The 26,829-nt window shown below is 61.4% G+C and carries 25 protein-coding genes and 1 pseudogene; 15 read left to right on the top strand and 11 right to left on the bottom strand.

All coding sequences use genetic code 11. The features are described from left to right. Positions 1 to 280 precede the first annotated feature (280 nt). From HSS18214_RS0107140 to HSS18214_RS0107155, 4 genes are all read left to right on the top strand, one after another. On the top strand, positions 281 to 670 hold the full coding sequence (locus HSS18214_RS0107140) for a VOC family protein (protein WP_016914602.1): 390 nt from the start codon (positions 281 to 283) through the stop codon (positions 668 to 670). A gap of 117 nt (positions 671 to 787) precedes the next feature. After that, positions 788 to 1,183 (top strand): DUF4870 family protein, encoded by a 396-nt coding sequence (locus HSS18214_RS0107145; protein WP_016914603.1) that lies wholly within the window; start codon positions 788 to 790, stop codon positions 1,181 to 1,183. 4 nt (positions 1,184 to 1,187) lie between these two features. Next, on the top strand, positions 1,188 to 2,120 hold the full coding sequence (locus HSS18214_RS0107150) for a lysophospholipid acyltransferase family protein (RefSeq protein ID WP_016914604.1): 933 nt from the start codon (positions 1,188 to 1,190) through the stop codon (positions 2,118 to 2,120). A gap of 13 nt (positions 2,121 to 2,133) precedes the next feature. Next, positions 2,134 to 2,496: a DUF4870 family protein gene (locus HSS18214_RS0107155; protein ID WP_016914605.1), complete on the top strand. Its 363-nt coding sequence runs from the start codon at positions 2,134 to 2,136 to the stop codon at positions 2,494 to 2,496. 35 nt (positions 2,497 to 2,531) lie between these two features. On the opposite strand, the gene HSS18214_RS0107160 is transcribed toward HSS18214_RS0107155, so the two are convergent. Further along, complete coding sequence (locus tag HSS18214_RS0107160; RefSeq protein ID WP_016914606.1) at positions 2,532 to 3,941, bottom strand: mannose-1-phosphate guanylyltransferase/mannose-6-phosphate isomerase; 1,410 nt, start codon at positions 3,939 to 3,941, stop codon at positions 2,532 to 2,534. Beyond that, positions 3,938 to 5,548 carry an alkaline phosphatase family protein gene (locus HSS18214_RS0107165; protein ID WP_016914607.1) on the bottom strand — a complete coding sequence of 537 codons (1,611 nt, stop codon included), beginning with the start codon at positions 5,546 to 5,548 and terminating at the stop codon, positions 3,938 to 3,940. Before HSS18214_RS0107165 ends, HSS18214_RS0107160 begins: the two co-directional genes overlap by 4 nt. A 193-nt stretch (positions 5,549 to 5,741) precedes the next feature. On the opposite strand from HSS18214_RS0107165, the gene HSS18214_RS0107170 reads away from it, so the two are divergent. Genes HSS18214_RS0107170 through HSS18214_RS0107185 form a run of 4 tightly spaced genes read left to right on the top strand, consistent with a single transcriptional unit; the run spans position 5,742 to position 10,809 of the window. After that, on the top strand, positions 5,742 to 7,271 hold the full coding sequence (locus HSS18214_RS0107170) for an OpgD/OpgG family glucan biosynthesis protein (protein ID WP_016914608.1): 1,530 nt from the start codon (positions 5,742 to 5,744) through the stop codon (positions 7,269 to 7,271). After that, on the top strand, positions 7,264 to 9,222 hold the full coding sequence (gene mdoH, locus HSS18214_RS17940) for a glucans biosynthesis glucosyltransferase MdoH (protein ID WP_016914609.1): 1,959 nt from the start codon (positions 7,264 to 7,266) through the stop codon (positions 9,220 to 9,222). Before HSS18214_RS0107170 ends, mdoH begins: the two co-directional genes overlap by 8 nt. Next, positions 9,223 to 10,002 carry an FkbM family methyltransferase gene (locus HSS18214_RS0107180; RefSeq protein ID WP_016914610.1) on the top strand — a complete coding sequence of 260 codons (780 nt, stop codon included), beginning with the start codon at positions 9,223 to 9,225 and terminating at the stop codon, positions 10,000 to 10,002. It abuts the gene before it with no gap. A gap of 36 nt (positions 10,003 to 10,038) precedes the next feature. Continuing rightward, positions 10,039 to 10,809, top strand: coding sequence for a creatininase family protein (locus HSS18214_RS0107185; RefSeq protein WP_016914611.1), 771 nt, complete (start codon positions 10,039 to 10,041; stop codon positions 10,807 to 10,809). A gap of 103 nt (positions 10,810 to 10,912) precedes the next feature. On the opposite strand, the gene ribA is transcribed toward HSS18214_RS0107185, so the two are convergent. Beyond that, positions 10,913 to 12,016 carry a GTP cyclohydrolase II RibA gene (ribA, locus tag HSS18214_RS0107190; protein WP_016914612.1) on the bottom strand — a complete coding sequence of 368 codons (1,104 nt, stop codon included), beginning with the start codon at positions 12,014 to 12,016 and terminating at the stop codon, positions 10,913 to 10,915. A 184-nt stretch (positions 12,017 to 12,200) separates the two neighbouring features. On the opposite strand from ribA, the gene HSS18214_RS19480 reads away from it, so the two are divergent. Further along, the gene (locus HSS18214_RS19480; protein WP_237718595.1) at positions 12,201 to 12,935 is read left to right on the top strand and encodes a RibD family protein; all 735 of its coding nucleotides are present in this window, start codon (positions 12,201 to 12,203) and stop codon (positions 12,933 to 12,935) included. Between the two features lie 114 nt (positions 12,936 to 13,049). Here the strand turns inward: HSS18214_RS19480 and HSS18214_RS19485 are convergent. The 4 genes and pseudogenes from HSS18214_RS19485 to HSS18214_RS0107210 all read right to left on the bottom strand — a co-directional run. Next, a pseudogene (locus HSS18214_RS19485) lies at positions 13,050 to 13,859 on the bottom strand (lysylphosphatidylglycerol synthase transmembrane domain-containing protein); the annotation flags it as partial. A 58-nt stretch (positions 13,860 to 13,917) separates the two neighbouring features. Then, positions 13,918 to 15,849: a glycosyltransferase gene (locus tag HSS18214_RS0107200; protein WP_016914614.1), complete on the bottom strand. Its 1,932-nt coding sequence runs from the start codon at positions 15,847 to 15,849 to the stop codon at positions 13,918 to 13,920. Beyond that, positions 15,846 to 16,244, bottom strand: coding sequence for a 6-pyruvoyl trahydropterin synthase family protein (locus tag HSS18214_RS0107205; RefSeq protein ID WP_016914615.1), 399 nt, complete (start codon positions 16,242 to 16,244; stop codon positions 15,846 to 15,848). The genes HSS18214_RS0107200 and HSS18214_RS0107205 overlap by 4 nt, the downstream gene beginning before the upstream one ends. A 14-nt stretch (positions 16,245 to 16,258) precedes the next feature. Then, positions 16,259 to 17,257 (bottom strand): zinc-dependent alcohol dehydrogenase, encoded by a 999-nt coding sequence (locus HSS18214_RS0107210; RefSeq protein WP_016914616.1) that lies wholly within the window; start codon positions 17,255 to 17,257, stop codon positions 16,259 to 16,261. 260 nt (positions 17,258 to 17,517) lie between these two features. Here HSS18214_RS0107210 and HSS18214_RS0107215 point away from each other — a divergent pair, with 260 nt between their 5' ends. The 6 genes from HSS18214_RS0107215 (at position 17,518) to HSS18214_RS0107240 (ending at position 23,430) form a co-directional block, all read left to right on the top strand. Next, positions 17,518 to 18,252: a CDP-alcohol phosphatidyltransferase family protein gene (locus HSS18214_RS0107215; protein WP_016914617.1), complete on the top strand. Its 735-nt coding sequence runs from the start codon at positions 17,518 to 17,520 to the stop codon at positions 18,250 to 18,252. Positions 18,253 to 18,378: 126 nt separating this feature from the next. Continuing rightward, entirely contained in the window at positions 18,379 to 19,311 is a 933-nt protein-coding gene (locus HSS18214_RS0107220; protein WP_016914618.1) for a CysB family HTH-type transcriptional regulator, read from the top strand. A gap of 130 nt (positions 19,312 to 19,441) precedes the next feature. Continuing rightward, positions 19,442 to 20,518, top strand: coding sequence for a sulfate ABC transporter substrate-binding protein (locus tag HSS18214_RS0107225; protein ID WP_272942909.1), 1,077 nt, complete (start codon positions 19,442 to 19,444; stop codon positions 20,516 to 20,518). Between the two features lie 68 nt (positions 20,519 to 20,586). Next, positions 20,587 to 21,417 (top strand): sulfate ABC transporter permease subunit CysT, encoded by an 831-nt coding sequence (cysT, locus tag HSS18214_RS0107230; RefSeq protein WP_016914620.1) that lies wholly within the window; start codon positions 20,587 to 20,589, stop codon positions 21,415 to 21,417. Between the two features lie 13 nt (positions 21,418 to 21,430). Beyond that, positions 21,431 to 22,318, top strand: coding sequence for a sulfate ABC transporter permease subunit CysW (gene cysW / locus HSS18214_RS0107235; protein ID WP_016914621.1), 888 nt, complete (start codon positions 21,431 to 21,433; stop codon positions 22,316 to 22,318). A gap of 32 nt (positions 22,319 to 22,350) precedes the next feature. Beyond that, positions 22,351 to 23,430, top strand: coding sequence for a sulfate/molybdate ABC transporter ATP-binding protein (locus HSS18214_RS0107240; protein WP_016914622.1), 1,080 nt, complete (start codon positions 22,351 to 22,353; stop codon positions 23,428 to 23,430). A gap of 150 nt (positions 23,431 to 23,580) precedes the next feature. Here HSS18214_RS0107240 and HSS18214_RS19355 read toward each other — a convergent pair whose 3' ends face one another. From HSS18214_RS19355 to HSS18214_RS0107255, 4 genes are all read right to left on the bottom strand, one after another. Then, on the bottom strand, positions 23,581 to 24,183 hold the full coding sequence (locus tag HSS18214_RS19355) for a putative sulfate/molybdate transporter (protein WP_202801280.1): 603 nt from the start codon (positions 24,181 to 24,183) through the stop codon (positions 23,581 to 23,583). A gap of 96 nt (positions 24,184 to 24,279) precedes the next feature. After that, positions 24,280 to 24,744, bottom strand: coding sequence for a putative sulfate/molybdate transporter (locus tag HSS18214_RS19360; protein WP_016914624.1), 465 nt, complete (start codon positions 24,742 to 24,744; stop codon positions 24,280 to 24,282). Between the two features lie 229 nt (positions 24,745 to 24,973). Next, the gene (locus HSS18214_RS0107250; protein WP_026001793.1) at positions 24,974 to 26,263 is read right to left on the bottom strand and encodes a TRAP transporter large permease; all 1,290 of its coding nucleotides are present in this window, start codon (positions 26,261 to 26,263) and stop codon (positions 24,974 to 24,976) included. Then, positions 26,260 to 26,763, bottom strand: a complete 504-nt coding sequence (locus HSS18214_RS0107255) for a TRAP transporter small permease (RefSeq protein WP_016914626.1) — start codon at positions 26,761 to 26,763, stop codon at positions 26,260 to 26,262. The genes HSS18214_RS0107250 and HSS18214_RS0107255 overlap by 4 nt, the downstream gene beginning before the upstream one ends. Between the last annotated feature and the right edge of the window lie 66 nt (positions 26,764 to 26,829).

Raw genomic sequence — 26,829 nt, forward strand, 5'->3', positions numbered from 1 at the left:
TTTTTGATAACTGAATGCTTCATTGGCAGAAAATTCGTCTATCCCAAGCCATGGAATGACGTTTCTTGCCCTTCCCAAAATAGCTGCCCGGCGCCCATCGCGCGACCCATGAGCACCTTAAACCCCACATAGCCATGCAACCGTGGCAAACTGATGACACTGTCGGTGACCCAGTCACGGCCTTGCGACGGCGCGATGGTCATGCGACTGCCGCTGACATGGCGGGCAGCGTCGCATCATCGTATTCTCTGGTTTTACGTTCGTATTTAAGGAAAGAGGCATGCTTTCAGGTCTGGACCATCTTGTTGTAACCGTGACCGATATGGGTCGCGCCGTGGATTTTTATTCCCGTGTGCTGGGTCTGGATGTGCGTTATCGGGATGCCCAACGGGTCGACCTGTTGCTGGGGGATACCGCCCTGCGCCTGCATCAAACCGACACTGACATTGCCCCGGTGTCGGCCACCCCAACGCCTGGCAGTCTGGACTTGTGCCTGCGCTGCCAACTGCCGCTGGATGAGTTCAAGCAGCATCTGGACGCGCTCGAAGTCGATGTGGAGCTAGGTCCGGTGGCCCGCCAGGGCGCCAATGGCCCCATCGAATCCCTCTACCTGCGCGACCCCGACGGTAACCTGCTCGAAATCTGTCGGCCAGCAGCACGCCAGCCCTGAGCCAGACCGCCATACTGGGCGGGCCGACGGGTGATAAGTCGCCCTGCCCACGCTATCATGGCGGGCTAACAGGGTATCCGCTGGATGCTATCGTCGAATCGAAAAGAAGGAACGCCCATGCGCGACGACACCCCCATCGAAGGTGAAGTGGTCAACCGCACCGACACATCTGAAACGCCCTCACCGGCTCCCGACACCACCATGGCCATGGTGATCTATGCTCTTTATCTGGCCAGTTTCGTGGTGGGCTTCACCTCAGTCATCGGGGTGATCATTGCCTACGTGTATCGCGGCAAGGGCCCTGTCTGGCTGGACGAACACTACCGTTATCAAATTCGTACGTTCTGGATCGGGCTACTGTACGGCAGTATCGCCACGCTGCTGACGCTCATCCTCATCGGCTTTCCGCTGCTGCTGGCCTTTGCCGTGTGGTTTATCGTGCGCTGCGTCAAAGGCTTCAAAGGGCTGCAAGAGAAGCGCGCGCCCTCCAACGTCGACAGTTGGCTGCTGTGATCCCATGAGTGAACCGTTACACACCCGCCGGGCGCAGTATCAGGCCCGTGCCATCGCCGGGCTTTGGCGCCTGCTCTCCCGCTGGCCCGTCACTCGGCTATGGCGCATTGCAGCCTTCATGGGGCCTCAGATCTACCGCTTCAGCAAGCGTGAGCGACGCGTGACCGAGCTGAACCTGGCGCGGGTTTTTCCAGACCAGTCCGCTCAGCAGCGCAAGGCGTTTGCGATTCAGAGCCTGCAGCACTCCACGGCCACCATGCTGGAGCTTGGCCACGCCTGGATGACGCCTCCCGAGAAGGTGGAAGCCAGCATTCTGGCCGTGCACGGGCGCGACAAGCTGGACAGCGCACGGGCCGAAGGGCGCGGCGTCATCGTACTGGCGCCCCACTTTGGCAACTGGGAAGTGCTCAACTTCTGGCTCTCCAGCCACTTTCCGTTTACGGCCATGTACGAACCGCCCAAAATCGCTGACCTGGAAGCCATTACGCGCCACGGCCGGGAGCGCATGGGCGCACAGCTGGTGCCGACCAACCCACGTGGCGTCGCCGCCCTGCTGAAAGCCTTGAAGCGCAGCGAAGCCATCGGCATCCTGCCCGACCAGGAACCCGCCTGGGGCAGTGGCGTATTCGCGCCGTTCTACGGGCACGAGGCCTACACGGCCACCTTGCTACCCAAGCTGGTCGCTCGGACCCAGGCTCGCGTGGTCACGGGGGTGGCACGACGTATTCCCGGCAAGGGGTTCGAGATTCACTTTCTGGATGCCGACGAACGGGTCTACAGCGAGGACGACACGCTGTCAGCCACCGGCGTCAACGCCAGCGTGGAAGCTTCGATTGCCCTGGACCCACCCCAGTACCAATGGGAATACAAGCGCTACCGCAAGGTCGTGGAGGAGCAGCAAGGGCTCGCCAACGCCAACAATTTCCGCCTTTATTGAACACGAGAGTGGCATGACCGAATCTTCTCCCCACCCGCCTAACCCGCCACAGGATACGCGCCCGCCGCAGATCGTCTATGCGCTGTACCTGGCCGGGCTGGTCACCGCCAACATCACCCTGCTGATAGGTGTGATCGTGGCGTATGTGTACCGTCGCGAGGCAGCGCCCTGGCTGCAGGCCCACTACCGCTACCTGATTCGTACGTTCTGGATCGGCAGCCTCTATTTCCTGGTCACGTTCACCTTGACCCTGATGTTTCTCGGCGCGCTGCTGTGGCCGCTGCTGGCTCTTTGGCTGGGCGTGCGCTGCACGCTTGGCTGGCTGGCGGTACGCAAGGGCCTGCCCCCGGCAAGGCCTGGCAGCTGGCTGTGGTGAAGAAGCATCTGGCTGTGTTGAAGAAGGCGGCCAGCTCAGTCGTCGCTGTGGCGCGCGTAAACATCGTCCAGCCGTTCGATGTCATCTTCGCCCAGGTAGCTGCCGGACTGCACCTCGATCAGCTCCAGCGGAATCTTGCCCGGGTTCTCCAGGCGATGCAGCGCTCCTATCGGGATGTAGGTCGATTGGTTCTCGCTGACCAGAAAGGTGCGCTCCTCCACGGTGACCTTGGCAGTGCCGCTCACCACCACCCAGTGCTCGGCGCGATGATGATGGCGCTGCAACGACAGCCGTGCACCGGGGCGCACGGTAATGTGCTTAACCTGATAGCGCTGGCCGCTGTCCATGGCCTGAAAACTGCCCCAGGGGCGGTGCACCAGCGGTGACGAGCAGGGCTCACGCCGCCCTGCCTCGCTCAAGGCCGCCACCAGTTGCTTGACCCCCTGCGCATGATCGCGGCGAGCCACCAGCACGCTGTCCGACGTTTCCACTACTACCAGGTCTTCGACGCCCAGGGTCGCCACCAAGCGATGATTGGCCACCACCAGCGAGCGCTGGGTATCTCGCAATACGCCGTCACCGGTCACCACGTTGCCAGACGCATCAGGGGTGTGCGTGGCCATCAGCGCATCGAAACTACCGATGTCGCTCCATCGCGCGTCCAGCGGCACGACGGCGGCCCTGGCACAGTGCTCCATCACCGCATAGTCGATGGACTCGCTGGGGCAGCGCTTGAAAGAGGCCTCGTGCAAGCGCAGGAAATCGAGATCGTGGTGCGCCTCGTCTACCGCTACCTGACAGGCCGCCAGCATGTCGGGCTGTAGCCGTGCCAGCTCGGCGAGATAGTCCGATGCCCGCAGCAGGAACATGCCGCTGTTCCACAGCGTATTGCCTTCGGCCAGCAGGGCCTTGGCTTTCTCAAGAGGGGGCTTTTCGATGAAGGCATCCAGATGGTGGCCATCCCCCAACGCCGCGCCGCAGGCAATGTAACCGTAACCGGTTTCCGGATGAGTCGGCACGACGCCAAAGGTCACCAGATAACCTTGCTCAGCCAACGGCGTGGCCCGCCGCACACTGTCGGTGAACGCTGCCACATCGCCAATCACATGGTCGGCGGGCAGCACCAGCAAAAGTGGGTCGTCCCCCTTCTGGCGTGCCAACAGCGCGGCACAGGCGATGGCCGGGGCCGTATTGCGTCCTTCCGGCTCCAGCACTACCTGCCCCTGCTGGCCAGCTTCGCGAAGCTGCTCGGCCATCAAAAAGCGATGCGCGTGATGGCCCATCAACATGGCGGGCTGTGCGGTGATGTCCGCAAGCCGAGCCAGTGTCTGCTGTAACAGGCTCTGCTCGCCGGTCAGGCGCAAAAACTGCTTGGGCATCTGCTCGCGGGAAAGCGGCCACAGCCGTGTACCGCTGCCGCCGCTGAGAATGACGGGTTGAATCATGGTGTCGTCCTTGGTTGCGTACCCGGTAACGGTTCCACTGCGCCAAAATCTTCTTGCAGCCAGTGGCGTAACTGGCTCATGGGTGGGGCATCGAAGGTGGCTGACAGGTCGGGCAGCATACCGTTCACGAAGCCACGCGTCATGAAAGGGGCCAACAGTTCAGGGTCGCCGCTGACGATATGCACCGGCACCGCCGCGCTGGCGTTTTCTCCGGTAATCAGGGGCGCCGCCTGGTGGTCACCCAGAGCAATCAGCAGGGTTTGCTCATCGGCCACCCGCTCTGCCCAGCGCCCGGTGACTTTCACAGCGTAGTCTACAGACCAGGCATAGTGGTCACGAATACGCTCGATATCGCGCCAGATCACTTCGGGCGGGTCGGCCGCGTTCTCCCAAGGGGCGAAAATCGACCCATCCCCCACCATCGACCAGTTCTCCAGCACGGGCAGGATGGGCGTCCAGGGGGCATGGCTGGAGATCAGCGCGATTTGGGCAAACACCGGGGAGCCGCCCAGCAAGTGGCGCTGGGTATAGTCCAGCGTAAACTGGTCAGGCATGGTGACCCAGTTGAGCGGCGGCCCTGCGTAAGGCATGTCTCTGGCAGCGACGATCTGGTCGAAACCGTAGGCTTCGCCTTCGGGCCAGGCCAGGGTAATGGCTGGCATCACGGTCAGCGTGTGCTGGCCCGTGGCGCGAAAATCATCGATCAGCGTGGGGTGGTCGCTATCGAGCATCAGCCGATACCACAGCTGGTTGTCGATCCAACGGCCGCTGAGCGTGGTGGCATGGGCCAGCCACGACTGCCCGCCGCGAATCGGCGCATCCATCAACCCGGACACCACCGATAGCCCGCGTTGCTCCAGGCGCGACTCGATCTCGGCCAGGGTGGCCAGAATCTGCCGGTTGTAGCGCGGGTCATCCAGCGCCGTGACGCCGTAGGACTCGATGAAGGTCAGCAGCACATCGCGCCCTTCCAGCCCAGGCAACGCCCGGGTGGCCATGGGTGAAGCCTGCAGCTGTTCGGTGAAGGCCAGCCGTGCCTGATGGGTCGAAACCACCTGCTGCCACTGAAAACGCGCCGTGTTCACCACCGGCAGCGTAGAATGGGGCACCCAGCGGTAGCGGTTTGCCTCCAGCAGCAGCAGGCCCGCAGCCACCACCAGAACCCCCAGAGCAAGCTTGCCCTGACCGCGCGCCAGCGAAAGCGGCACCCTGGGAAGCAGCAAGCGCAACAACCCCCATACACCCCCCAACAGCACCACCAATGCCAGTAGCATCAAGCAAATAGCCGCAAGTTGGCCTACATTACCTACAAGCAGGTGGTAAACGGAGCGCATCAGCGGCACGTCGAGATACAGGTTCAACGAACGGCCAAAAGCGCTGTGGGTGGCGGCATCTCCAAGATTGATGAGCGTGAACAAGGCCAGCGCACTGACCACCAGTAGGCCAGCGGCACTTCGCCATGGCCGGGCAGGGAGCAACCACAGGGCGGGCACCAGCACCCAAGCCTCCCAGGCCAACAGCGCCCCCCCCCAGGTGCCAAAACGCCACCACAGCGGCATGACCAGTAATGTATTGACCACCAGGATAGCGAGCAGGAGACGAAACATTCACACCTCTTGGGCAATTGACAGGCCGTTGACAAGGCCATGGAACAAGCCAGACCTGCCCATTTTGGCTGGTCAGAACGCATTGCGGTGCCACAATCAATAAACAGGACTTGTTAAGCGTACAGCTTTTGTTTAATTATTTCATATCACATTGTGCTGTCGTCTTTGGGTTGACCACGAAAGGAACTCGATCATGGGCCGTCGTACCGCTGCAAGCTGGATGATGTCGTTGAGCTGGTTGTGCTCTGCCTCAGCCATGGCCAGCCAGGAACAAGTACTTTTCGAGGCTATCATATCGCAGGCCCAGCAGCTGGCCGATGCGCCCTATCAGGCACCCGAAGCCACCCTGCCGGAGGCGCTGCAATCACTGGACTACGACGGATATCGGCAGATTCGCTTCGATCCGGAGCGCGCCTACTGGAAAGACGAAAGCCCGTTCAGCCTACAGCTTTTTCATAGCGGCTTTCTGTTTCAAACGCCGGTTACCCTGAATGTGCTGGATGGTGAGACCTTGTCTCCCCTGGCCTTCAGCAAACAGGACTTCACCTACGACGGTGCGGCCAGTGAACTGCTGGAGCACGACCTGAGCGGCAGCGGTCATGCCGGTTTCAGGCTCCACTACCCTATCAACGACCCGGACTACGCGGACGAATTTGCAGTGTTTCTCGGCGCCAGCTACTTCAGGCTGGTAGGCCAGGGGCAAGCGTATGGGCTCTCCACACGGGGCCTAGCCATCGATACCGCCTCCGAGCGGGGGGAGGAGTTTCCGGAGTTTCGTGAATTCTGGCTGGTCAAGCCCGAGCAGGAGGACGAGAGCGTTACGCTCATGGCGCTACTGGATAGCCCATCGCTGAGCGGCGCCTATCGCATCACGCTGACACCCGGTGAACAGACCGAAGCCGAAGTGGAAGCCGAGCTGTTTGCTCGCAGCGACGTGGCCAAGCTGGGGGTTGCCCCACTGACCAGCATGTTCACCTTTGGGGAGGCAACGGCTCAACGACCCGACGACTTTCGCCCTCAGGTACACGACTCGGATGGGCTGCTGGCTCACACCGGCCAGGATGAGTGGATATGGCGCCCGCTGCAAAACCCCTCGGCCCTGCGTATCTCCGCGTTCATGGACCATGATCCACAGGGGTTTGGCCTGATGCAGCGAGAGCGCCACTTCGATCGTTATCTGGATCTGGAAGCTCACTATCATCGTCGCCCCAGCCAATGGGTCGAACCGATTGGCGACTGGGGGGAGGGGCATGTCGAGCTGGTCGAGATCCCCACGCCGGATGAAACCCACGACAACATCGTTGCCTACTGGGTAGCCGATGCGCCACTGAAGGCGGGTGAATCACGCACGCTTCACTACCGCACCTATACGCTGAACACTCAGCCCGAGCAGCATACGCTGGGCCGCGTGATACGCACGCGCCAGGGCAGTGCCGCCGTTCCTGGAGAAGCCGATTCTGCGTCTGCCGACCAGCGTCAGCTGGTGGTCGACTTCATGGGCGGCCCCCTGGAAACGCTGGCCGAGGATGTCGTACCAGAGCTGGACATCAGCGTACTGGACGGTGAAGCCCAGCTTCCCCAAGTGAAGCGGCTACCCGACCATGGCTGGCGGGCCACCTTCCGTTTGCCCTCCGATCGCCCCAGCGATATACGCCTGCGCCTGACCCACGACGGGGAGCCACTGACCGAGAGCTGGAACTACGTATGGTATCCCGATGCCTAGTTCGACGTCTCTTGGCCCCCTCATTCCCTGGCTGAATGCCCGCCGTACGCTGCTGGCCACGCTGGTCATCGGCACCAGCGTGGTCGGCTGCCTGGTCATGGCCAACGTGGTCGCCAACCTGGCGCTCGGCTGGCGCATCGTCATGCTGGTGCTGTTTGGGCTGACCTTCAGCTGGATTGCGCTGGCCTTCTGGGGAGCGGTATGCGGCTTCATCTTGTGTAGCCTGCGGCTGGACCCTCTGACCTTGAAACGGCAGTCTCATGGGCCAGCCATCGATGAGCTATCCAGCAAAACGGCCTTGATCATGCCGATTTATGCCGAACCCCCCATCCCCACCCTGGCCGGCCTCGAAGCCACCTGTCGCTCGCTGCTCCAGGAAATGAGCAGCAACCCTCGCTATGCAGCCACCCCGTTACAGGCGCATTTCGAGGTGTTCATCCTCAGCGACACGCAGCAGGCTGACCAGGCGGCCGAAGAGGCCGCCCATGTGGCCGCCCTGCAGCAGCGGCTGGCTGGCCAGGTAGCCGTGCACTATCGGCGGCGCCCCAACAATCTCGGCCGCAAGGCGGGCAATATTGCCGAGTTTTGCCGTCGCTGGGGGCGGCGCTACGACTACATGGTCGTGCTGGATGCCGACAGTCTGATGAGCGGCACCACCATGCTGCATCTGGTGCATCAGATGCAGCGCTACGCGGGCGTAGGACTGATCCAGACCGTCCCCTTGCCGGTAGGTCAGCGCACCCTGTTCGGGCGCTTCATTCAGTTTGCGTCGGCGCTGTACAGCCCCATGCTGGCGGCAGGTCAAAGTTTCTGGCTGGGCGACGCCGCCAACTACTGGGGGCACAACGCCATTATCCGCACCCGTGCCTTCATGGCCCATGCCGGGCTGCCGACGCTGCCTGGCAAGCCCCCGTTGGGCGGTGAATTATTGAGCCACGACTTTGTCGAGGCCGCTCTGCTCAAGCGGGGCGGCTGGCAAGTGCTGCTGGATACCTCGGCCACGGCCTCCGCCGCCTCGCCCCTGCCCGTGGCAGGCAATCACAGCCTCGAAGCGATGCCCAGCAACCTGCTGGATTTTGCCAAGCGTGATCGGCGCTGGCTGCAAGGCAACCTCCAGCACCTTCGGCTGCTGACCGGTGCCGGGTTTCACCCGATTAGCCGATTGCACTTTCTATTTGGCGCCTTCGCTTATCTCTCATCGCTGGTATGGCTTGGGCTCTTGCTGTGCACCAGCTTCATGGTGGGTTACCAGGCCATCGACAACGGCGCGCCTCCGCTCTTGCCGCACAGTCTCTCCCTTGGCCTGCTGGGCGTGACGCTAGGCATGCTGCTGGCGCCCAAGGTACTCGGCCTTGTGCTGGCGCTGTGGCAAGCCCCCCGCGCCTTCAATGGCCGCCTGGCTCTCATCGCCAGCACGCTGCTGGAAATGCTCTTCGCCGCCCTGATCGCACCGTTGATGATGGCGTGGCATAGCCTGTTCATCATCAATGTGCTGATCGGGCGCGCCATCGATTGGCAAACCCAGCATCGGGGCGAGCGCTCGCTGAGCTGGCGGGAAAGCTGGCGGCACACTGGCTGGATGACGCTGTGCGGCAGCCTCTGGGCAGGCTCAATGATCCTTTTCTCACCCTCGGCCTTTGGCTGGCTGACACCTGCCTGGCTGGGCCTGGTCGCGGCAGCCCCGCTGGTGAAGTACTCCAGCAGCGGCACCTGGGGCGGGGTGGCTAGCCAACGGCTGGGGTTGCTGCATATCCCCGCCGCCTGCCCGACGCCGCCCCTGCTGCAGGACTTCGCCGACCTGTGCGCACGTCACTCCCAAAGTCTGATCGTCAGCGGCTCGACCACCCCCAACCAGCCGCCACGGGAGCAGTTCGGTGACATGCCCTGCCAACCGTTGAAGGTAGTGTCCTCGCGCCGAAACGCCGCTTCCCGTGCCAAGGAGCCTCATTAAATGCCTTCATTGACCCTGGCACCGCTGCGCCGCGCAGGCGGCATGGCCCGTTCGCTGTTCATCTACTGGCGGCCGGGGCGGCAGCGCAGCCTGCAACGCCTCTATCGCCCCTTCATCGCGCCTGGCGACACTGCCTTCGATGTGGGTGCACATCTGGGAGATCGCAGCGCAGCATTTCAAGCTCTGGGGGCCAGGGTCATTGCTCTGGAGCCCCAGCCAGCGTTAGCCAAGTGGTTTCAGCGCTTGCTGAAACGCCCTGACATCACCCTGCTGCCGCTGGCCGTGGGGCCTCGGCTCGGCGTCGCCGAGATCGCCATCAGCGAAGGCAACCCCACCCTGTCCACGCTGGCCAACGACTGGCGCCATCAGGTAGGCGAGCGCAACCCCGGCTTTCATCACGTGCGCTGGGAGCAGACTCTGCAGGTCGACATGACCACCCTGGACGCACTGATCGAACGTTATGGCACCCCGCGCTTTATCAAGATCGACGTGGAAGGCTTCGAGGCCGAGGTACTGCAGGGGCTCCATCACCCCGTTGCGGCCCTCTCCGTGGAGTTCGTGGCGGGCATGCTGGAGGTCAGCCATGCCTGTTTGGAAGAGATACAGCGGCTGGGGGAGTATCGTTTCAACGCCATTGCAGGCGAGCGCCGCCGATTCCTCTTCGAGCAGTGGCTAACCCCAGAGGCCATGCAACAATGGCTCGCCCAGGGAGCGGGACAGTTGGCATCGGGGGATATCTACGCCTGCCGCCACGACCATCCGATACTGACCGACGCCTAGCACTCAGCCGTACCGATCACCCTTGAAGAGACTGTTATGGTTCATGAATGGCAACATCTGACCGCGCCCAAACTTCAGGCCCTGGCCCAGCGCCAGCCCATCGCCCTCATCACGCTGGGTGCCATCGAGCAGCACGGCACCCACCTGCCCCTGGGCACCGACCTGATAATCGGCGAGGGCCTGCAGGCGGCCATGCTGGCGCAGCTCCCCGACGACATCGAGGTGCTTTGCCTGCCCCCCATGGCCATCGGAGCCAGCGATGAGCACGCCAGCTTTTCAGGCACCCTGAGCCTGCCCGCCAGGCTGGCCATCGAGGCGTTGGAAGCCTACGGCGACAGCGTTGCCCGGGCGGGCATCCACAAGCTGATGATGATCAACAGCCATGGCGGCAACAAGGCCGTGATGGACCTGGCGGCCCTGACTCTGCGCCAACGCCACGCCATGCGCGTGGTCAAGGCGACCTATACTCGGCTGCCGCCGCTGGAAGGTGCCCTGGCCGCCGATGAGCTGCGCCATGGGCTGCACGGAGGGCTGCTGGAGACCTCGATGATGCTGCACCTGGCCCCCCAATGGGTAGACACCGAAGGATATACGCCCACGCCCCCCGCCACGCCTCCCGAAGGTGGCCTGCTGGGCGCCGAAGGCAGCGCGGCCTATGCCTGGTTGGCAGAAGACCTGAGCCCCCATGGAGTGGCGGGCGATGCCCGTGGCGCCAGCGCCGACCTGGGCGAACGATTGGTGCGCCACTATGCGGGCCTGCTGGCCCGCGTGGTGGAAGAAACCGCTCGACTGCCCGCCCTGAACTGACTCTCTTGACCATATAATGCCGCTGAGCCGGGTGCTGGCTAAGCGGCAGCGCTCAAATGTTCAGCGGCAGCGCTTGCGTGTTCAGCGGTTGACGCCTGATGCTTCAGTGGCCACGGCTCTCCAGCACGTCGTCCAGAAAATGCCCGGCCCGGTTGGCCTTGGCACTCAGGTAGCGATGGTTGTGGTCGGTCACGCTGCCATACAGGGCCTGACGCGAGACGACCTCGATCCCCCCTTCCCGCAGGGCCGCCATTTTTAGCGGGTTGTTGGTCAATAGCTGTACCTGATGAATCGACAGCGCATTGAGCATATCCACCGCCACCGCGTACTGCCGCTCATCGTCGCCAAACCCCAGCACCTGGTCGGCGTCCACGGTATCCAGGCCACTGTCTTGCAGGGTATAGGCGCGCAGCTTGTTGGCCAGGCCGATGCCCCGCCCTTCCTGGGCCAGATACAGCAGCACGCCACCGCCCATCCCCTGGATATCGGCCACTGCATTACGCAACTGCTCACCGCAGTCACAGCGCAGGCTACCGAACAGGTCACCGGTCAAACAGGCAGAGTGCATGCGTAGCGGCACGGGGCTTTGCTGGGCTTCGGGCTGGCCGATCACCACTGCCACGTGCTCGCGCAGGCCATCGGGCTCGCGAAACAGCACGAAGCGGCTATGCGGCGCGTCTTCCAGCGGTATGCTGGCTTCACTGACCCGCTTGAGCATGCCCGGCGCACCGGCCAGACACTGCTGGGCTTCTTCGGCACTGACTTCCAGCAGCTGCCCCTGGCGCACCTGCTCGGCCACGGCATGGCTGGCCTGCTCGCTCACCTCGGCGGTGAGGGCCGCAGGCACCAGCAGCGCCCGGCGCATCAGGGTGACGGCACCGCGCTCGGCCGCGCCTGCGGGTTTCAAGCCGCTCAGCAGCGCGCTCGAACGCGCCTGGCCAGGCGCCAGGGCCAGCTGGTGCAGCTCATGCTCGCCGATCTGTTCGGCCAGTGGCAGGCAAGCAGCGTCGGCCTTGAGCGACAACCCCATGGCCTCCAGCCGATGGCGGGTCAGCACCATGGCCGGGCGTGAGCCCGATAGCGCCGCCAGCGCCGCCACCGAGCGGCTACCCTCCAGCGCCTGCACCAGCAAGCGCTGCTCACCACTGCGAATCACGACAGGTAAACCACGGCGAATATCAAAAATGGCGCGTTCAATGTGATACATGTAGGCCTCCGGATTGCCTAGTCGTCTGAACAAAGGTCACTTGCGTTGCGCTACCTGGCCCCGCATGATCAGTGGGTGTATCCAATAGGGAAGCGTTATGCCCGACTCCAGTTCTTCTGCTCGATACTCCCCGGCCCTCGATGATGAGGCTGCCTGGGAATGGTTGATCGCCACGGCACGGCGCATGACCGAGGCGTCTACTCTTCCCCCTGAGGCCCAGACGCCACAGGCCGCTGGGCCGGACGTTCAGCAGTGGCTCGAGTGCCTGACCCCGCTGGCCGCCAGGCCCCAATGGGTGGTCGCGCAGCTGGGCCAGAGCCTGGATGGGCGTATCGCCACGGAAAGCGGCCATTCCCACTACATCAACGGCCCTGAAAGCCTGGTGCACCTGCACCGGCTGCGCGCCCTGGCCGATGCCGTGGTGGTGGGCGCCGGCACCGCTGCGGCCGACAACCCCCAGCTCACCGTGCGCCATGTCGATGGGCCCAACCCGGTTCGCGTGGTGCTGGACCCGCGCGGTCGCATGCCCACCACCTTGGCGCTGTTTCAACCAGGCGACGTGGCGACGCTGCACATCACCGGACCTCAGGTAGCCCCGCTGAACAGCGCTGCCGAGCAGTGCTGCCTGCCGCTGAATGCCCATGGGCAATTTCAACCCCACGATGTCATTGCACTGCTGGCAGAGCGCGGATTGCACCGCGTTCTGGTGGAAGGTGGCGGCATCACCATTTCCCAGTTCATCGAAGCCCAGGCCGTGGATCGCCTGCACCTGCTGGTGGCCCCGCTGTTGATTGGTTCGGGGCGGCCCGGGCTGGTGATGACCCCCATCGACACCCTGGCGCAGGCGCTGCGCCCCACGATGCGCTCGTTCCGATGCGGCGCCGACACGCTGTTCGACGTCGAGCTGCGCCGCTCCTGACGCGGCAGCCCCCATGGCCCCTTCACTCGAAGAGGCCGGGGAGCTTGCCGGGCTCGCTTGGCCGCGCCGAGCCAGTGCCACGGGGATACCCGGCAGGCTGGACAGCAGCACCAGCACGCCATACGCCAGCGAAATGGCCACGCCCTGCGCAGGCGGCATGCCCACCAGCATCCATAAACCTGCTGCGGCGCCTTCGCGTACGCCCCACCCGGCTACCGAGAGCGGCACCAGCATGGAAAGCAGCAGTACCGGTGCCAACGCCAGCAGTTCAAAGGCAGGTATCGGACTACCGATGGCCCTAGCCGCGCACAGCATGACCAGGCCATAGCTGATCACGATGGTCAGCGACGAGCCCAGTTGCAGGGGCCATACGCGACGCTGGAACAGCCCCCGGCGCAGGTCGCGCCCCAGAGTTTGGCACCAGCGCGGTAGCGCCAGCCGTTGGCGACGCGCCCAATGTATCAGCAGCGCCAGTCCTGCCAGGCCAAATAGGGCGCCAGCCGCCAATGACATCAACACCGTAGGGCCCAGCGCAGCGTGCCACAGCGGCGATGCCAGCAGCGCTGCCAGCGTGAGCAGCGCCACGGCCACCTGACCAGACGCGCGCTCGATCACCACCGCCCGCCAGGCGCTGCCACGAGAAGTGGCCTGGCCCGCATGGCGGTGCGCGCGCCCGGCATCTCCCAGCACCCCGCCTGGCAGCAGCTGATTGACCAACAGCGCCAGGTAGTATTCACGCAGGGCGTAGCCAAAACGCAGCGGCACACCGATCAGCCCCGCCGTGAGCTGCCAGCGCCACGCACTGAGCATGACTTGCAGCACGCTGATGGCCAGCGCCAGAACCATCCAGCCCAGCGAGAAGCGCTGCACTTCAGCCATGATATCGGCAGGTTCGACCCACAAGGCGACCGCCAGCAGCAGCATGCCGCTGACCAGGCAACGTCGTACCCAGGGCGCACGCCAGCCACGCGCGAGCACTCTGCTACCCCGCCACCGCTGGCAGCGCCAGCAGATCGTGATGGCCTACCCACACACCCCATTGGCCACGCTCCACAGAGTCCAGCCTGGCCGTGCGCCATTCGGCAATACGCGTGGCCGCTTCCGGCGCCTGCTCCGTGGCGGCGGCGGCCCAGCCCTCTATCAGCGAGCGAATCAGCGGCTCATGGGTGGCGTCTCCTGCGGCCAGTTGCCAGGGCGTGGCAGCCTCTTCAAGGCTATACCCCCGGCGCTTGAGCGCCTCCGCGAGCGCCGCATGGGCGTGGCCTCCCAGCGCCTCGCCCAGCCCCTTGTCACGCTGCTGGTGGGCATTGAACAGGCCCCGTACGAAGCGATCTTCGGGGTGATCGAGTGGCTGGTGCTCCGCATCGATGAAGCACCACTCCCCCGTCACGCTGAGACTGACCAGTAGCGCCTGCCGCTGCTCGGCGCACTGGGCGGCCAGCGCATCGATCCACGGCTGGGAGACCAGATCGATGAGCGCCGAGGCACTGACCACATCGGCTTCCAGCAAGGCAGGGTGCGCCAGCGTCGCCAGCGAGGTGCAGTGGGTTGCCACCTGGACGGGCTGGCCACGGGCATCGTGGAGCTGCATGGCACGGCCACGGGCTTCCTTGAGCAATTCAGGGTCGTGGTCGAACAATACCCAGCGCTGAGGAACGCTCAGCCGGGGCACCAAAAACTGTACGTTGCTGCCCCGCCCACAGCCCAAATCTGCCAGGGTGACGCTGTCACGGTTGGCCAGCCAGGCATTCAAACCTGCCACCAGCGCGCTGCTGCGCGACTGGCTATCCACACGCTCGCGCTGGCTGAGCCAACTGGATGCAAACTGGCTGCCTGCGGGCATGTTCGGCGCGGCCCCCATGTTCAGCGCGCTGGCAAACTGGGCACCCGCCGCCTGCCAGTCATTGAGCTCTCCGCGTGCAACCGCAGCGCCTGCCCGCAGCGCCGTGCGTAGGGCCTGGTCACTGCAGAACTGCTCCAGCGCCGCCTGCAATGCGGGCACGTCGCCAGGCGCAACGCTCAAGCCAGCGCCTTCGGGTAGCGTATCGCTCAGGGCGCCACCGGTGGTGGTGATCACGGGAAGGCCATGGGCCAAGGCTTCGGTCACCACCATGCCGTAACCTTCGTACCAGGAAGGCAGTACCAGCGCGTGAGCCCGGTGATAGGCAGCTTCCAGGGTGGCGGCATCACACTCACCGTGCAGCGCGATGCGCTCGCCCAGGTGGTGCTCTTCCACGCGCTGGCGAACGCTGGCGCTGAACTCGGCGTCTCGCTCGGCACCATAGCAGTCACACTGCCAGGGCAGATGGGTCAGCCCTGCCAGCGCCTTCACCAGCACGTCCTGCCCCTTGCGTGGCGTCAGGGTGGCAACGCACAGCAAGCGTAGGGGTTCACCCTCACGCGGCGCCGGGCTGATAGGGGCATGCGCCACGCCAGGCTCCACCACGCTGATCGGCGCAGTGATCGGCACGGCGTACTGCTCGGCCAGCGCCTTCAAGCGCCGCGCGGTGAAACGGCTGGTCACGATGATACGCGCCACGCAGCCAAGCCCCGTCAGCTCACTGCGGTGCAGATGCTGCTGCTCATCGCTGGACAGCCCCTGCTCATCCCCCAGCGGGTGATGCAGCAGCGCGGTCAGGTCTAGCCTGTCGGCATGTCGTGCGACCACGTCGGGCAGCGCACCTACGGCCAGGCCATCGAGTATCACTCGGGCGCCTGACGCCTGCTGCTCCAGCGCGTGGGCCAGGGCGCTCGCCGCGACCTCATCGGCCAACGGGAAGCACCCTTCCAGGCCCACCACCGTCACTTGGTGGCCCTGCTCGCGCAGCGCCTCCACGATGCGGGCATCATAGAGATAGCCGCCAGTACGCTGGCCAGGGTCGCCGGCCACGATCAGGGTAAATCGTTGGCTCATAGCTCGCCTTCGTAGCTTGCCCAAGCCACATGGGATTCATGCAGCTTGATTTCCATGCGAGTCAGCCCCTTGGCAGTCTCCCCCATCCTGCCGCCACGAATCGCTTCGGCCAGCTGGTCGAAAATCACCTTGGCCATGAATTCGGTGGTGGTGTTCTGGCCGGTAAACTCGCTCACCTCGTCCAGATTGCGGTAGTTGTATCCCGCCAACACTTCCTTGACGGTTTCACTGGCCAGCCCGATATCGATGACCAGGCCATCTTCATCCAGCGCGGGGCGCTGAAAGATGACATCCACCACATACGTTGCCCCGTGGGTACGCTGGGCGGGGCCGAAGATCTCCCCTTTGAAGCTATGGGCAATCATGAAATGGTCACGAACACATAAACGGTACATGGCAACTCCTTGGGTTATTCAGGTTCATCCTGAACGGGGTAACGAATGCGATGGCACAATGCCTTGCTGCCCGGGCCAAACAACGCCGGCGCCAGGGCAGGCAAGTCCATGAAATTGCTCTCACCGCTGATCAAGACATCTAGCGTCGGATCGGCCAGCAGGCGCAACGCCAGGGCCAGGCGACGCTGGTAGTTCCAGCGAGGTTGCAGCTTGGCAGGCAGTTGGCCCACCTGGCTGGCGCGCAGGGTCAAACGTTGGGAATGGAACGCGCCGCCCAGGGGCAGCGCCACGTCACCCTCCCCGAACCAGCTCATTTCGATCACGCGCCCTTCCTGGCCCACCAATGACATGGCCAGGCGAAGGCCCTCAGGATGACCGCTGGCATGAACCACGCAATCCTGATCCGCAGGGGCCTGCTCCGGCAGGGCAAACGGCACCCCCAAGGCATCGGCCAACGCCTCACGCTCGCCATTGATATCGATGAGCTGCACCTGCACCCCAGCAATACGCGCGCACAGGTAAGCCACCAGCGCACCCACGACGCCGCCGCCCACGACACATACCCGTTCACCGAGCATGGGGTTGGCATCCCAAACGCCGTTGATGGCCGTTTCCATGTTGGCGGCCAGCACCGCCCGGTAAGCCGGTACGTCAGCGGGCACCGGCACCACCATGGAGGCCGGGACGATATAGCGATCCTGGTGGGGGTGAAGACAAAATACGGTCTGGTCGACCAGCGCCTGAGGGCCATGGGTCACGCGGCCTACACTGCAATACCCGTATTTGACAGGGCCAGGGAACTCCCCCACCTGAAAGGGCGCGCGCATACGCTGGGTCTCGCTGCTCGGCACACGGCCATGAAACACCAGCGACTCGGTGCCTCGACTGACGCCGCTGTAAAGCGCACGCACACGCACATCGTTCTGGCCCATGGCAGGGAGAGATTCGGACTGGATTGCACCGTGGCCTGGGCGGGTGACCCAAAAGGCCTGAGCGGTATCAGGCACTGACATGACATTTCCTTATCGTTGAAGCGCAAGTTCCCTGCGTTGACCCAAGCCTTTGCAAGAGTTGGCGACTTTTCAAGGGCTAACCTATAGCTTAGCTTAGAAAAGAAAACGGTCTATTAACGTTTATTAACCTTCGTGACGCGGCTCGACAGCTGACCAGCAAAGCACAAGCAGCGCGTCATATCTATACAATAATGATACATTGATAAATTATTGCACCACTAATTTCAACTGCGGATGACGATGCCGCTTCGAGAGCCTCCATGCCCCCAGCCTCACACACTTCGGAATCGCCACGCTTCAACCGGCTTCATAGCGGCCTGGAGCTGCTGCTGGGGGGCCTGTTACTGGGCGGTTTGGGATGGCTCATGGGTCCGCTCATGGCGAGTGCCGCCAACTGGTGGTTAGCCGTCGGCTTATATGCCGTGATGAGCGCGCTAGTGCTGTTGTTTTGGCCCTACGGTGCGCTGGGCTGGGCGAATAGAGTCACCCTCGTGCGTGGTGTACTGGTGGCACTGGTGGCTGGCGCCCTGGTGGGCGGCGCCTTTCAACAGGCCATTGGGCTATGGCTGGGTGTCGCCGTGATTGCCCTGCTGCTGGACGGCGTGGACGGCTGGATTGCCCGCCGCACCCACAGCCACTCGCCCTTTGGCGCACGCTTTGACATGGAGCTGGATGCCCTGCTGATCCTGCTATTATGCCTGGCCCTGATGCGCGCAGAAGCCCTGGGCCCCTGGGTATTGCTGATTGGCGCAATGCGCTATGGCTTCGTGGCAGCAGGATGGCTGCTGCCCTGGCTAGAGGCGCCGTTGTACGACAGCTTCCGCCGTAAACTGATCTGTGTCTGGCAGGTCACGGCACTCCTGTTGGCACTGACTCCCTTCACCTCCCCCCTCTACGCCAGCCTGCTGGCCCTGGGAGCCCTGCTCAGCCTGGCTTACTCCTTTGGGGTAGACGTATGGTGGCTGTATCGACGGCGCCGCACGACCACGGGCTGATTGCCATGCGGCGCCATTCCGCTGCGAGCGATAAAGATATCGCAAAATATAATTATGGAATAAGAGCATTGATTAAATATTCTTTTCAAGAATATCAAATCACATATGGACTGGGTAACGCTCGCTATGAACTTACAGCAACTGCGCATCGTGCGTGAGACGGTACGCCAGCATTTCAACCTGACCGAGGCTTCCAACGCCCTTTTCACCTCGCAATCTGGTGCCAGTAAACATATTCGAGATCTGGAAGAAGAGCTCGGCGTCGAGCTTTTCGAGCGCCGTGGCAAACGCATTCTTGGGCTTACTATTGCGGGCAGTACGCTGATGGACTTCATCGAGCGTATCCTGCTCGATGTCGAAAACCTCAAGCGCTCGGCCCATCAGCTCACCCACGAAGACCAGGGCAGCCTGGCCATTGCCACGACCCACACCCAGGCACGCTATGCGCTGCCACCGATCATTGCCCGTTTCAAACAGGCCTTTCCCAAAGTGCATCTCGAGCTTCATCAGTGCAGTCCGGAAGAGATCGTCTCGCTGCTCAAAGCGGGCAAGGTGGATATCGGTATCGCCACAGAGGCACTGCACGAGGAGGGGCAGCTGTTTGCCTGTTTCCCGTTCTACCACTGGTACCATGGAGTCGTGGTGCCTGAGGAACACCCCCTCAACGATGGCCTGCCGCTCACACTGGCACGCATTACCGAACACCCGATCGTGACCTACCACGAAGGCTTCACTGGCCGAGCACGCATTGATACCGCCTTTTCTGCCGCGGATGTGTACCCGGACATCGTGCTTACCGCGCTGGATGCAGACGTCATCAAAACTTACGTAGAGCTGGGAATGGGCGTTGGGCTCATTGCCTCCATGGCGTACCACGAGCAGCGCGATCAAGGATTGAAACTCCTGGATGCAAGCGCCCTCTTCCCTCGCAACACCACCTACCTTGCCCTGCGCCGTGGCCACTTCCTGCGTGGATATGCCTATCAGTTCTTGAAACTCTGCCGCGAAAACCTGGACGAAGAGACGGTTCAGCGCGTGTTGGCAGGGCGGCCCCTTTAATCACAAAAGAATATAAGCAATCCTTTTTTTATTGGTTAATTTGCATAACGACTCTCCCTTACGCTGTGTTCATCAACACCATTGATCGACACAACAAACGATCATCATGATCATCCTGGGAGCCGCAAACATGCCAACCTTGTCATTCCGTCAAACGCTTTCCAACGCACACCCGCTGACCAAACTGGCCGCCGCTGTACTGTTCAGCAGTGCAGTGGTCGCCGGCGTGATGGTCAGCAGCCCCAGCCATGCGCAAAGCGACCGCGTCGAGCTGCTCAACGTCTCTTATGACCCTACCCGCGAGTTTTACCGCGAGTACAACACGATTTTCGCTGAGCACTGGCAAGCCGAGCATGGCCAGACGGTCAACGTTCGCCAATCTCATGGCGGCTCAGGTTCGCAAGGTCGTGCGGTGATCGATGGCCTGGATGCCGATGTGGTGACGCTGGCATTGGCCTACGATGTCGATGCTCTCCACCAGCGCGGTGAGCTGATCCCGGAAGACTGGCAATCACGCCTTCCCAACAACAGCTCTCCTTATACGTCTACCATCGTGCTGCTGGTGCGTGACGGTAACCCCAAGAATATTCAAGACTGGGATGACCTGGTACGTGACGACGTAGAAGTGATTACGCCAAACCCCAAAACGTCTGGAGGCGCCCGCTGGAACTACCTGGCACTGTGGGGCTATGGACTGGACAAGTTTGACGGCGATGAAGAGCAAACCTACGAATTCGTTCGTCAAGTATACGAAAACGTACCCGTTCTGGACCCAGCAGCGCGCGGTGCAACGAACACCTTTGTACAGCGTCGCATCGGGGACGTTTTCATTGCCTGGGAAAACGAAGCTTTCCTATCGGTGGAGCAGTTGGGGCAAGGCGAATATGAAATCATCGTGCCTTCCCAGAGTATCCTGGCAGAACCCCCTGTCACCGTCGTGGATGCGAACGTGGATCGTAAAGGCACCCGAGAGGTGGCAGAAGCCTACCTGGAGTTTCTCTACACCGATGACGCTCAACATCTGGCAGCCAAGCACTACTATCGTCCCAGCAATCCGGACATTTTGGCTGAGTACAGCGATAGCTTCCCTGAACTGACGCTCTTCACCATCGATGAAGCGTTGGGGGGATGGCAGCACGCCCAGGAAACCCACTTCAACGATGGCGGCATTTTTGACCGTATTCTGGAAGACATCAACGCGCGTTGATCTTTCGTTCTGGCCTTTGGCAAGGAGCCCACGGTGGCTCCTTGCTGGCGTTACATCAAGGGGGGATTATGGCGGCTACGCTGGTCAAACGACGGGTAATACCCGGCTTTGGGCTCACCATGGGCTTCACGCTGTTATACATGGGGCTGGTGTTTTTCATTCCCGTGGGCGCGTTTCTTCTTTACACCACGACCATGAGCTGGGACACCTTCTGGAGCGCCATTACCCAGCGCCAGGTCGTGGCCTCCTACAAACTTTCGTTTGGTGGATCACTCATTGCCGCGACCATCAATCTGGTCTTCGGGGCGCTTCTTGCCTGGGTATTGGTACGCTACCGCTTTCCAGGCAAACGGCTCATCGATGCCCTGGTCGACCTGCCTTTCGCTCTGCCGACGGCGGTTGCAGGCATCGCACTTGTTACCCTCTATGCCAGTACCGGCTGGGTGGGCCAATACCTGGACGTGTTCGGTATTCGCGTTGCCTACACGCAGTTGGGGGTCATCATTGCATTGACCTATATCGGCTTGCCCTTCGTGGTGCGCACGGTGCAGCCCGTGCTGGAGGACCTGGAAGCCGAGTTGGAAGAAGCATCAGCGAGCCTGGGGGCTGACCGGCTCACCACGATTCGTCGCGTGATCTTCCCCGCGCTGTTTCCAGCCCTGTTGACCGGCTACGCGCTGGCGTTTGCACGCGCCTTGGGAGAGTACGGTTCCGTCGTGTTCATTTCGGGGAACATCCCCTTTCGCACTGAAATCACACCGCTTCTCATCGTCGCGAAAACCGAACAGTACGACTACCACGGCGCTGCTGCCATCGGCACGGTAATGCTGCTGGCCGCTTTTCTGATGCTGCTGGTCATCAACGGCCTGCAGTGGTGGACAAGCCGACGCCATGGATAAAGGAGCCTACGACGTGGCCACATCAAGCACTGTAATAGATACCAATGACACCATAGCCAAACGCTGGCGCAGAGCCACCGAAGAGCCTGCCTGGATACGTGTCACCTTGATCACGATCTCGCTGATCTTCGTGGCGCTATTTCTGTTGCTGCCTCTCTCGGTCGTGCTTTATGGCGCCTTCGAGCGAGGCATCAGCGTGTGGTACGACGCCATTCGCGATCCCGATGCCATGTCAGCCATCCGCCTGACCCTGTTGATCGTCGCGATCGTGGTGCCCCTCAATACGCTGTTTGGCGTGGCGGCCGCTTGGGCCATTGCCAAATTCGAGTTCAGAGGCAAGCCCATCCTGATCTCGCTGATCGATATGCCTTTTGCCATTTCACCCGTGGTGGTCGGGTTGATCTTCGTCATCCTGTTTGGTTCACAGGGCTGGCTGGGGCCGTGGCTGTCAGCCCATGACCTGCGCATCATCTTTGCCGTCCCCGGCATCGTGATCGTGATTGCCTTTGGCACCCTGCCCTTCATCGCACGCGAGTTGATTCCGCTCATGCAACAGCAGGGAAAAGAGGAAGAAGAAGCCTCCCTGACGCTGGGAGCCAACGGTTGGCAAACCTTCTGGCACGTGACACTGCCCAATATCAAATGGGGCCTTATTTATGGCGTGATTCTGTGTAATGCACGCGCCATGGGCGAATTTGGCGCTGTCGCGGTGGTGTCGGGACGCATCCGTGGTGAAACCAACACCATGCCGCTGCATATCGAAGTGCTTTACAACGAATACATGTTCACCGCGGCCTTTGCCGTCTCTTCTCTGCTCACGGGCCTGGCCCTGGTCACCATTGCGATCAAGAGCGTGGTGGAGTGGCAAGAAGAACGTCGGCAGCGGCTTGCCGCCGCCTGAACCACGAACGCTTACGTTACAAGAGACGACACATGAGCATAGAGATCGATCACGTCAACAAGCACTTTCGCGACTTCGTGGCCGTAGACAACGTCAGCCTGACCTTTCGCGATGGTGAGCTGACCGCCCTGCTGGGCCCTTCGGGTTCGGGCAAGACCACCCTGCTGCGGATCATTGCAGGACTGGAGCAGCCAGACACCGGCAGAATCCGCTTTCACGGCGAAGACACCACAGACCTGCACGTCAGTGAACGAGGCGTAGGCTTTGTTTTCCAGCACTACGCCCTGTTCAAGCACATGACCGTGTTTCAAAACGTTGCCTATGGCTTGACGGTACGCCCTCGGAAAACGCGACCCAACAAAGCCGAGATCAAACAGAAAGTCATGCGGTTGCTTGAGCTGGTACAGCTCGATTGGACGGCACACCGCTATCCTCATCAGCTCTCGGGTGGCCAGCGCCAGCGGATTGCACTGGCGCGTGCTCTGGCGGTAGAGCCTAAAGTACTGCTACTCGATGAACCGTTTGGCGCCCTGGATGCCAAAGTGCGTGCCGAGCTGCGCCGCTGGCTGCGTCGATTACACGACGATATCCACGTGACCAGCGTGTTCGTGACCCATGACCAGGAAGAGGCGCTGGAAGTCTCAGACCGGGTTGTTGTAATGAACAAAGGCCGCGTAGAGCAGGATGGTTCACCAGAAGACGTGTACGACCACCCGGCCAATCCGTTCGTCTATCAGTTCCTGGGCAACGTCAACTTGTTCCATGCACGTGTGCATGATGGCATCGCCAAGATCGGGGAGGTACACCTGCCTGCTCCAGAGTTCGAAGGGTACAAAAACGAGCAGGGGCAAGCCTACGTTCGGCCACACGAAATCGAGGTGTTCGCGGGATCGGAACATGCAGACGCCCTGCATGCCAGGATAGAACTGGTATCGGTCGTGGGGCCCACCGTGCGGCTTGAACTACGCACGGATAACAGCGAAACCCTCGTACATGCCGAACTCAGCAAACACCGCTACCGCTCGCTGGGCCTTCAACAGGGGGGCGATGCCTGGATCCGTCCTACTTACAGCCGCGTGTTCCTGCCTGATGAACGTGTTTCAAACGGTTAAGCGCCTGGCACATCAGTGCGTTCGCGGGTGGCTCAAGCCCCCGCGAACGACACTTCGCGTGTCAGCCCACTCGCGGCCTCCCAAGCCACCGCGTGCATCATGGTTCGGCCCACGGGACATCATGGACTGGATCGATGGGCCATAACGGCGTCAGGCAGTGCGTTCGCTCAAGCGACGAAGCACCATTTTGCGCCCCCACTCCGTCACTCCCCCCGCAAGCAGCCCCCAGAAAGGATTGACCCACACCGTCAGTGCAGCCGTCACCACGATGACCGGCACACACGACGCTCTACAGTCAAACAAACGCTTTGTGATGGCCAACTGCCAGGCAGTCACCAGCAGCAATGCCCCCAAACCTGCCATCGGTATGGAAGACAGTAATGTCAGGCCCACATTGCCCGGCAGCACCACCAACCCCAACAGCAGCAAACCAAGCATCAATGGCGCTCCCCCACTGCGCGCCCCAAAACGGTAATGTGCAGTTACGCCGCCGGCACCGTGGCACATGGGAAAAGCACCCAGTGGCGTCAATAGTGTATTGGCCAACCCACTGGTCACCGACAAACGTGCAGGGGTCACATGAGCAGCACGTTCACCAAAATGATCGCTAGCCAACAAGGCCGTCAATAGAATGGCATTTGTAAACGTCAGAGATAGCTGCGGCAGTACGAGGCTAAAGAGCGCTTCGTGCAACTCCGATATGGAAGGCAGTGAAGGTACAGCCACCCAACCCATGCCACCAGGCTCGATCATGACTCCCGATTCCCCCAGCAGGTATGCCAACCCCGTAGCGGCCAAAAGCGCGATGAATACGGCTGGCCAACGGGTGAACGTCATCAGCCCGACGAGTTACACTAGCGTGGCCCCAGCCACCCAGGGTGCTGACGCCATCAAGCCCAGACTCATCGTGCCCAACATGATCCCAAGGCCCAGCTGCAAACCCGCCAACACAGATTGAGGCACCAGGCGAGCCACTTTGCTGATCCAGCCCGTCAACCCTAACACCAATAGCGTGATGCCCATGATGACACCGGCAGCCGCCAGGCTGGACGGCGCCAAGCCTGCCGTCAACAGGGCCGCCGCCACTGCTTTCATGGGCTGAACAGGGATGGGAAGCCGATAATAACCGGCAGTGAACAGGTAAAAGAGAGCAAAGCCCAGCAGCACTGGCCCCGGGGCCATGCCCGCAATCGCAATCGCGCCCAACATCAGCGGCAGCAGCGTTCCCATGTCCCCCAAGGCGCCACTGAACTCGCGAAGCGTCAATACGACGTTCTCACTGCGCGATGGCATGCTGTTGCTGCTGTCTTTCATGAATCACCATCTGTTTTGAAAAGCTGCATCCTCGCAACCCAACCATCTTCGACACCCATCACTATCCAAACGCGACAAAGTATAGTAAATACGCAATACCCCGCAGTCAGCGGGGTAACGAAAGACTTTCATCAGCGCGGAAGATTCTGAGCAGGATATTGCTACTCTTGGCCCGAACATCTACCAGGCCAAGAGCAATCACGGTTGAAGTGAACGTTACCGAAGCCTCTTAAAACGCTTTCGGAAACATCATTTGCGGCAGGAAAAGAAAGACACTAGGCAGGAGAATCATCGCCAGAATGACGGACATGATCAGGGCAATCAATGGCAATACGGCAATGAACGCCCGTGGCATGGACACTTCACCAATCTGGCTGGCGATGAGTAGGCAGATCCCATACGGAGGCGTAATCAGCCCCAGGGTGAGCGAAAGCACCACGACCAGAGCCATATGGACCTGATTGATACCGGCTGCAATACAAATTCCCTGAATGATCGGCAGGAAGATGATCACTGCCGTTACCGGGCTTAGCACCGTGCCAATGACCACCATGAAAAACATCACCAACAACATGATGCCAACACGGGACTGTGTCACCGAGAGAATGAAATTGGCGACTTCCTGGGCAATACCCAGATAGGAAATAAGCCAACCCATGATACCCGCCGACGCCACAGCAAACATGGGTAGTGAAAAAGCCACGACGGAGTCCGCGAGAATGCCCGGTAATTGACGCAAGCGGATGGCGCGATAAAACACAAACGCCAGCAGCATGCCCACCAACACGGCAACCGACGCAGCTTCTGTGGCTGTAAACACCCCGGCGGTAATCCCCCCCAACACCACGAGCGGCAATACCATCGGCGGCGCTGCCGTCACGGCAGTACGTCCCATCTGGCCAAAAGAGAACTTACCCGTTGCCTTGATACCGTGTTTGCGCGCCACGTAATAGACGTAGCCCATCTGCATCAGGCCCACGAGAATCCCGGGTAATACACCTCCCATGAAGAGGGCACCAACGGACACATTTCCAAACGCACCGTAGATCACCATGAGAATGGAAGGTGGAATAATGCCTCCCAGCACAGATGAAGCCGCCGTAAGAGCAACCGCGAAGGGAGCAGGATAGCCGGACTTTTTCATTGCCGGTATCAACACCGCTCCTACGCTGGCGGTGTCGGCAGCCGCCGATCCCGACAGGCTGGCGAACATCATCGAGACCATGACGTTGATATGGCCCAAGCCGCCACGGATATGCCCTACGGTACTGTCTGCGAAACGCAATAGACGATCGGTAATGCCGCCGTCATTCATCAAGCGTCCCAGCAAAAGAAAAAAGGGAACGGCCAGCAAGGGAAAGGAGTTGATGCTGGCAAACATCTGGTTGACCACCGAGGTCAGGGGCAGCCCCAACTGCATGATGGTAACAATGGATGCCAAACCAATAGCGAATGCAATGGGTACACTCAAGCCTATCAGAATCAGAAAACTGCCAATCAGGGTAACCAATGGACTCATGATTCAGAGGCCTCTGTGCTCTCTACCCGCTTGCCCGACCGCAGCATGGCAATGTCATCGCGAATAGTCTCAATAGAAAACAGCAGCATGGCAACGCCAGCCACCGGGATAGCGGCAAACACATAAGCCATGGGAGTGCCCAGGGCCACCGAACGACGGTTCCACCCCATATCCACCAGCACATGGCCATGCACGATCAGGACATAGATCACCGGAAGGCATGCCACACTACCGAACAGCCTCAATACGCGCTGGGTCACCACGAACCGAGACGGAAAAGCATCGACGACGTAGTGTTTACGCTTACGCAGCGCAACAGCCGCGCCAATGAACACCGACCAGATAAAGCAGGCCATGGCCACTTCATCGGTCCATGACACAGAAATCTTCAGGTAATTACGCGCAACCACCTGATATAGCACCGTTAGAATAAAGGCCGCGAACAGCGAGCCGGCCATGCATGTCAGCAGCCACTCGAGCACGTCATTGATTTTCCGCATGGTTCTTCCCTTTGGTTAGTGCGTGGCAAGCGCCAGCCAGGCTTTCCTGGCGAGCCGCCTGCCATG

The sequence above is a fragment of the Vreelandella stevensii S18214 genome, from assembly GCF_000275725.1.
GTDB lineage: Bacteria > Pseudomonadota > Gammaproteobacteria > Pseudomonadales > Halomonadaceae > Vreelandella > Vreelandella stevensii.

Bases quoted from the DNA above. Each gene is read 5' to 3' on its own strand.
- HSS18214_RS0107140 (WP_016914602.1), top strand. From the start codon at position 281: ATGCTTTCAGGTCTGGACCATCTTGTTGTAACCGTGACCGATATGGGT.
- HSS18214_RS0107145 (WP_016914603.1), top strand. From the start codon at position 788: ATGCGCGACGACACCCCCATCGAAGGTGAAGTGGTCAACCGCACCGAC.
- HSS18214_RS0107150 (WP_016914604.1), top strand. From the start codon at position 1,188: ATGAGTGAACCGTTACACACCCGCCGGGCGCAGTATCAGGCCCGTGCC.
- HSS18214_RS0107155 (WP_016914605.1), top strand. From the start codon at position 2,134: ATGACCGAATCTTCTCCCCACCCGCCTAACCCGCCACAGGATACGCGC.
- HSS18214_RS0107160 (WP_016914606.1), bottom strand. From the start codon at position 3,941: ATGATTCAACCCGTCATTCTCAGCGGCGGCAGCGGTACACGGCTGTGG.
- HSS18214_RS0107165 (WP_016914607.1), bottom strand. From the start codon at position 5,548: ATGTTTCGTCTCCTGCTCGCTATCCTGGTGGTCAATACATTACTGGTC.
- HSS18214_RS0107170 (WP_016914608.1), top strand. From the start codon at position 5,742: ATGGGCCGTCGTACCGCTGCAAGCTGGATGATGTCGTTGAGCTGGTTG.
- mdoH (WP_016914609.1), top strand. From the start codon at position 7,264: ATGCCTAGTTCGACGTCTCTTGGCCCCCTCATTCCCTGGCTGAATGCC.
- HSS18214_RS0107180 (WP_016914610.1), top strand. From the start codon at position 9,223: ATGCCTTCATTGACCCTGGCACCGCTGCGCCGCGCAGGCGGCATGGCC.
- HSS18214_RS0107185 (WP_016914611.1), top strand. From the start codon at position 10,039: ATGGTTCATGAATGGCAACATCTGACCGCGCCCAAACTTCAGGCCCTG.
- ribA (WP_016914612.1), bottom strand. From the start codon at position 12,016: ATGTATCACATTGAACGCGCCATTTTTGATATTCGCCGTGGTTTACCT.
- HSS18214_RS19480 (WP_237718595.1), top strand. From the start codon at position 12,201: ATGACCGAGGCGTCTACTCTTCCCCCTGAGGCCCAGACGCCACAGGCC.
- HSS18214_RS0107200 (WP_016914614.1), bottom strand. From the start codon at position 15,849: ATGAGCCAACGATTTACCCTGATCGTGGCCGGCGACCCTGGCCAGCGT.
- HSS18214_RS0107205 (WP_016914615.1), bottom strand. From the start codon at position 16,244: ATGTACCGTTTATGTGTTCGTGACCATTTCATGATTGCCCATAGCTTC.
- HSS18214_RS0107210 (WP_016914616.1), bottom strand. From the start codon at position 17,257: ATGTCAGTGCCTGATACCGCTCAGGCCTTTTGGGTCACCCGCCCAGGC.
- HSS18214_RS0107215 (WP_016914617.1), top strand. From the start codon at position 17,518: ATGCCCCCAGCCTCACACACTTCGGAATCGCCACGCTTCAACCGGCTT.
- HSS18214_RS0107220 (WP_016914618.1), top strand. From the start codon at position 18,379: ATGAACTTACAGCAACTGCGCATCGTGCGTGAGACGGTACGCCAGCAT.
- HSS18214_RS0107225 (WP_272942909.1), top strand. From the start codon at position 19,442: ATGCCAACCTTGTCATTCCGTCAAACGCTTTCCAACGCACACCCGCTG.
- cysT (WP_016914620.1), top strand. From the start codon at position 20,587: ATGGCGGCTACGCTGGTCAAACGACGGGTAATACCCGGCTTTGGGCTC.
- HSS18214_RS0107240 (WP_016914622.1), top strand. From the start codon at position 22,351: ATGAGCATAGAGATCGATCACGTCAACAAGCACTTTCGCGACTTCGTG.
- HSS18214_RS19355 (WP_202801280.1), bottom strand. From the start codon at position 24,183: ATGATCGAGCCTGGTGGCATGGGTTGGGTGGCTGTACCTTCACTGCCT.
- HSS18214_RS19360 (WP_016914624.1), bottom strand. From the start codon at position 24,744: ATGAAAGACAGCAGCAACAGCATGCCATCGCGCAGTGAGAACGTCGTA.
- HSS18214_RS0107250 (WP_026001793.1), bottom strand. From the start codon at position 26,263: ATGAGTCCATTGGTTACCCTGATTGGCAGTTTTCTGATTCTGATAGGC.
- HSS18214_RS0107255 (WP_016914626.1), bottom strand. From the start codon at position 26,763: ATGCGGAAAATCAATGACGTGCTCGAGTGGCTGCTGACATGCATGGCC.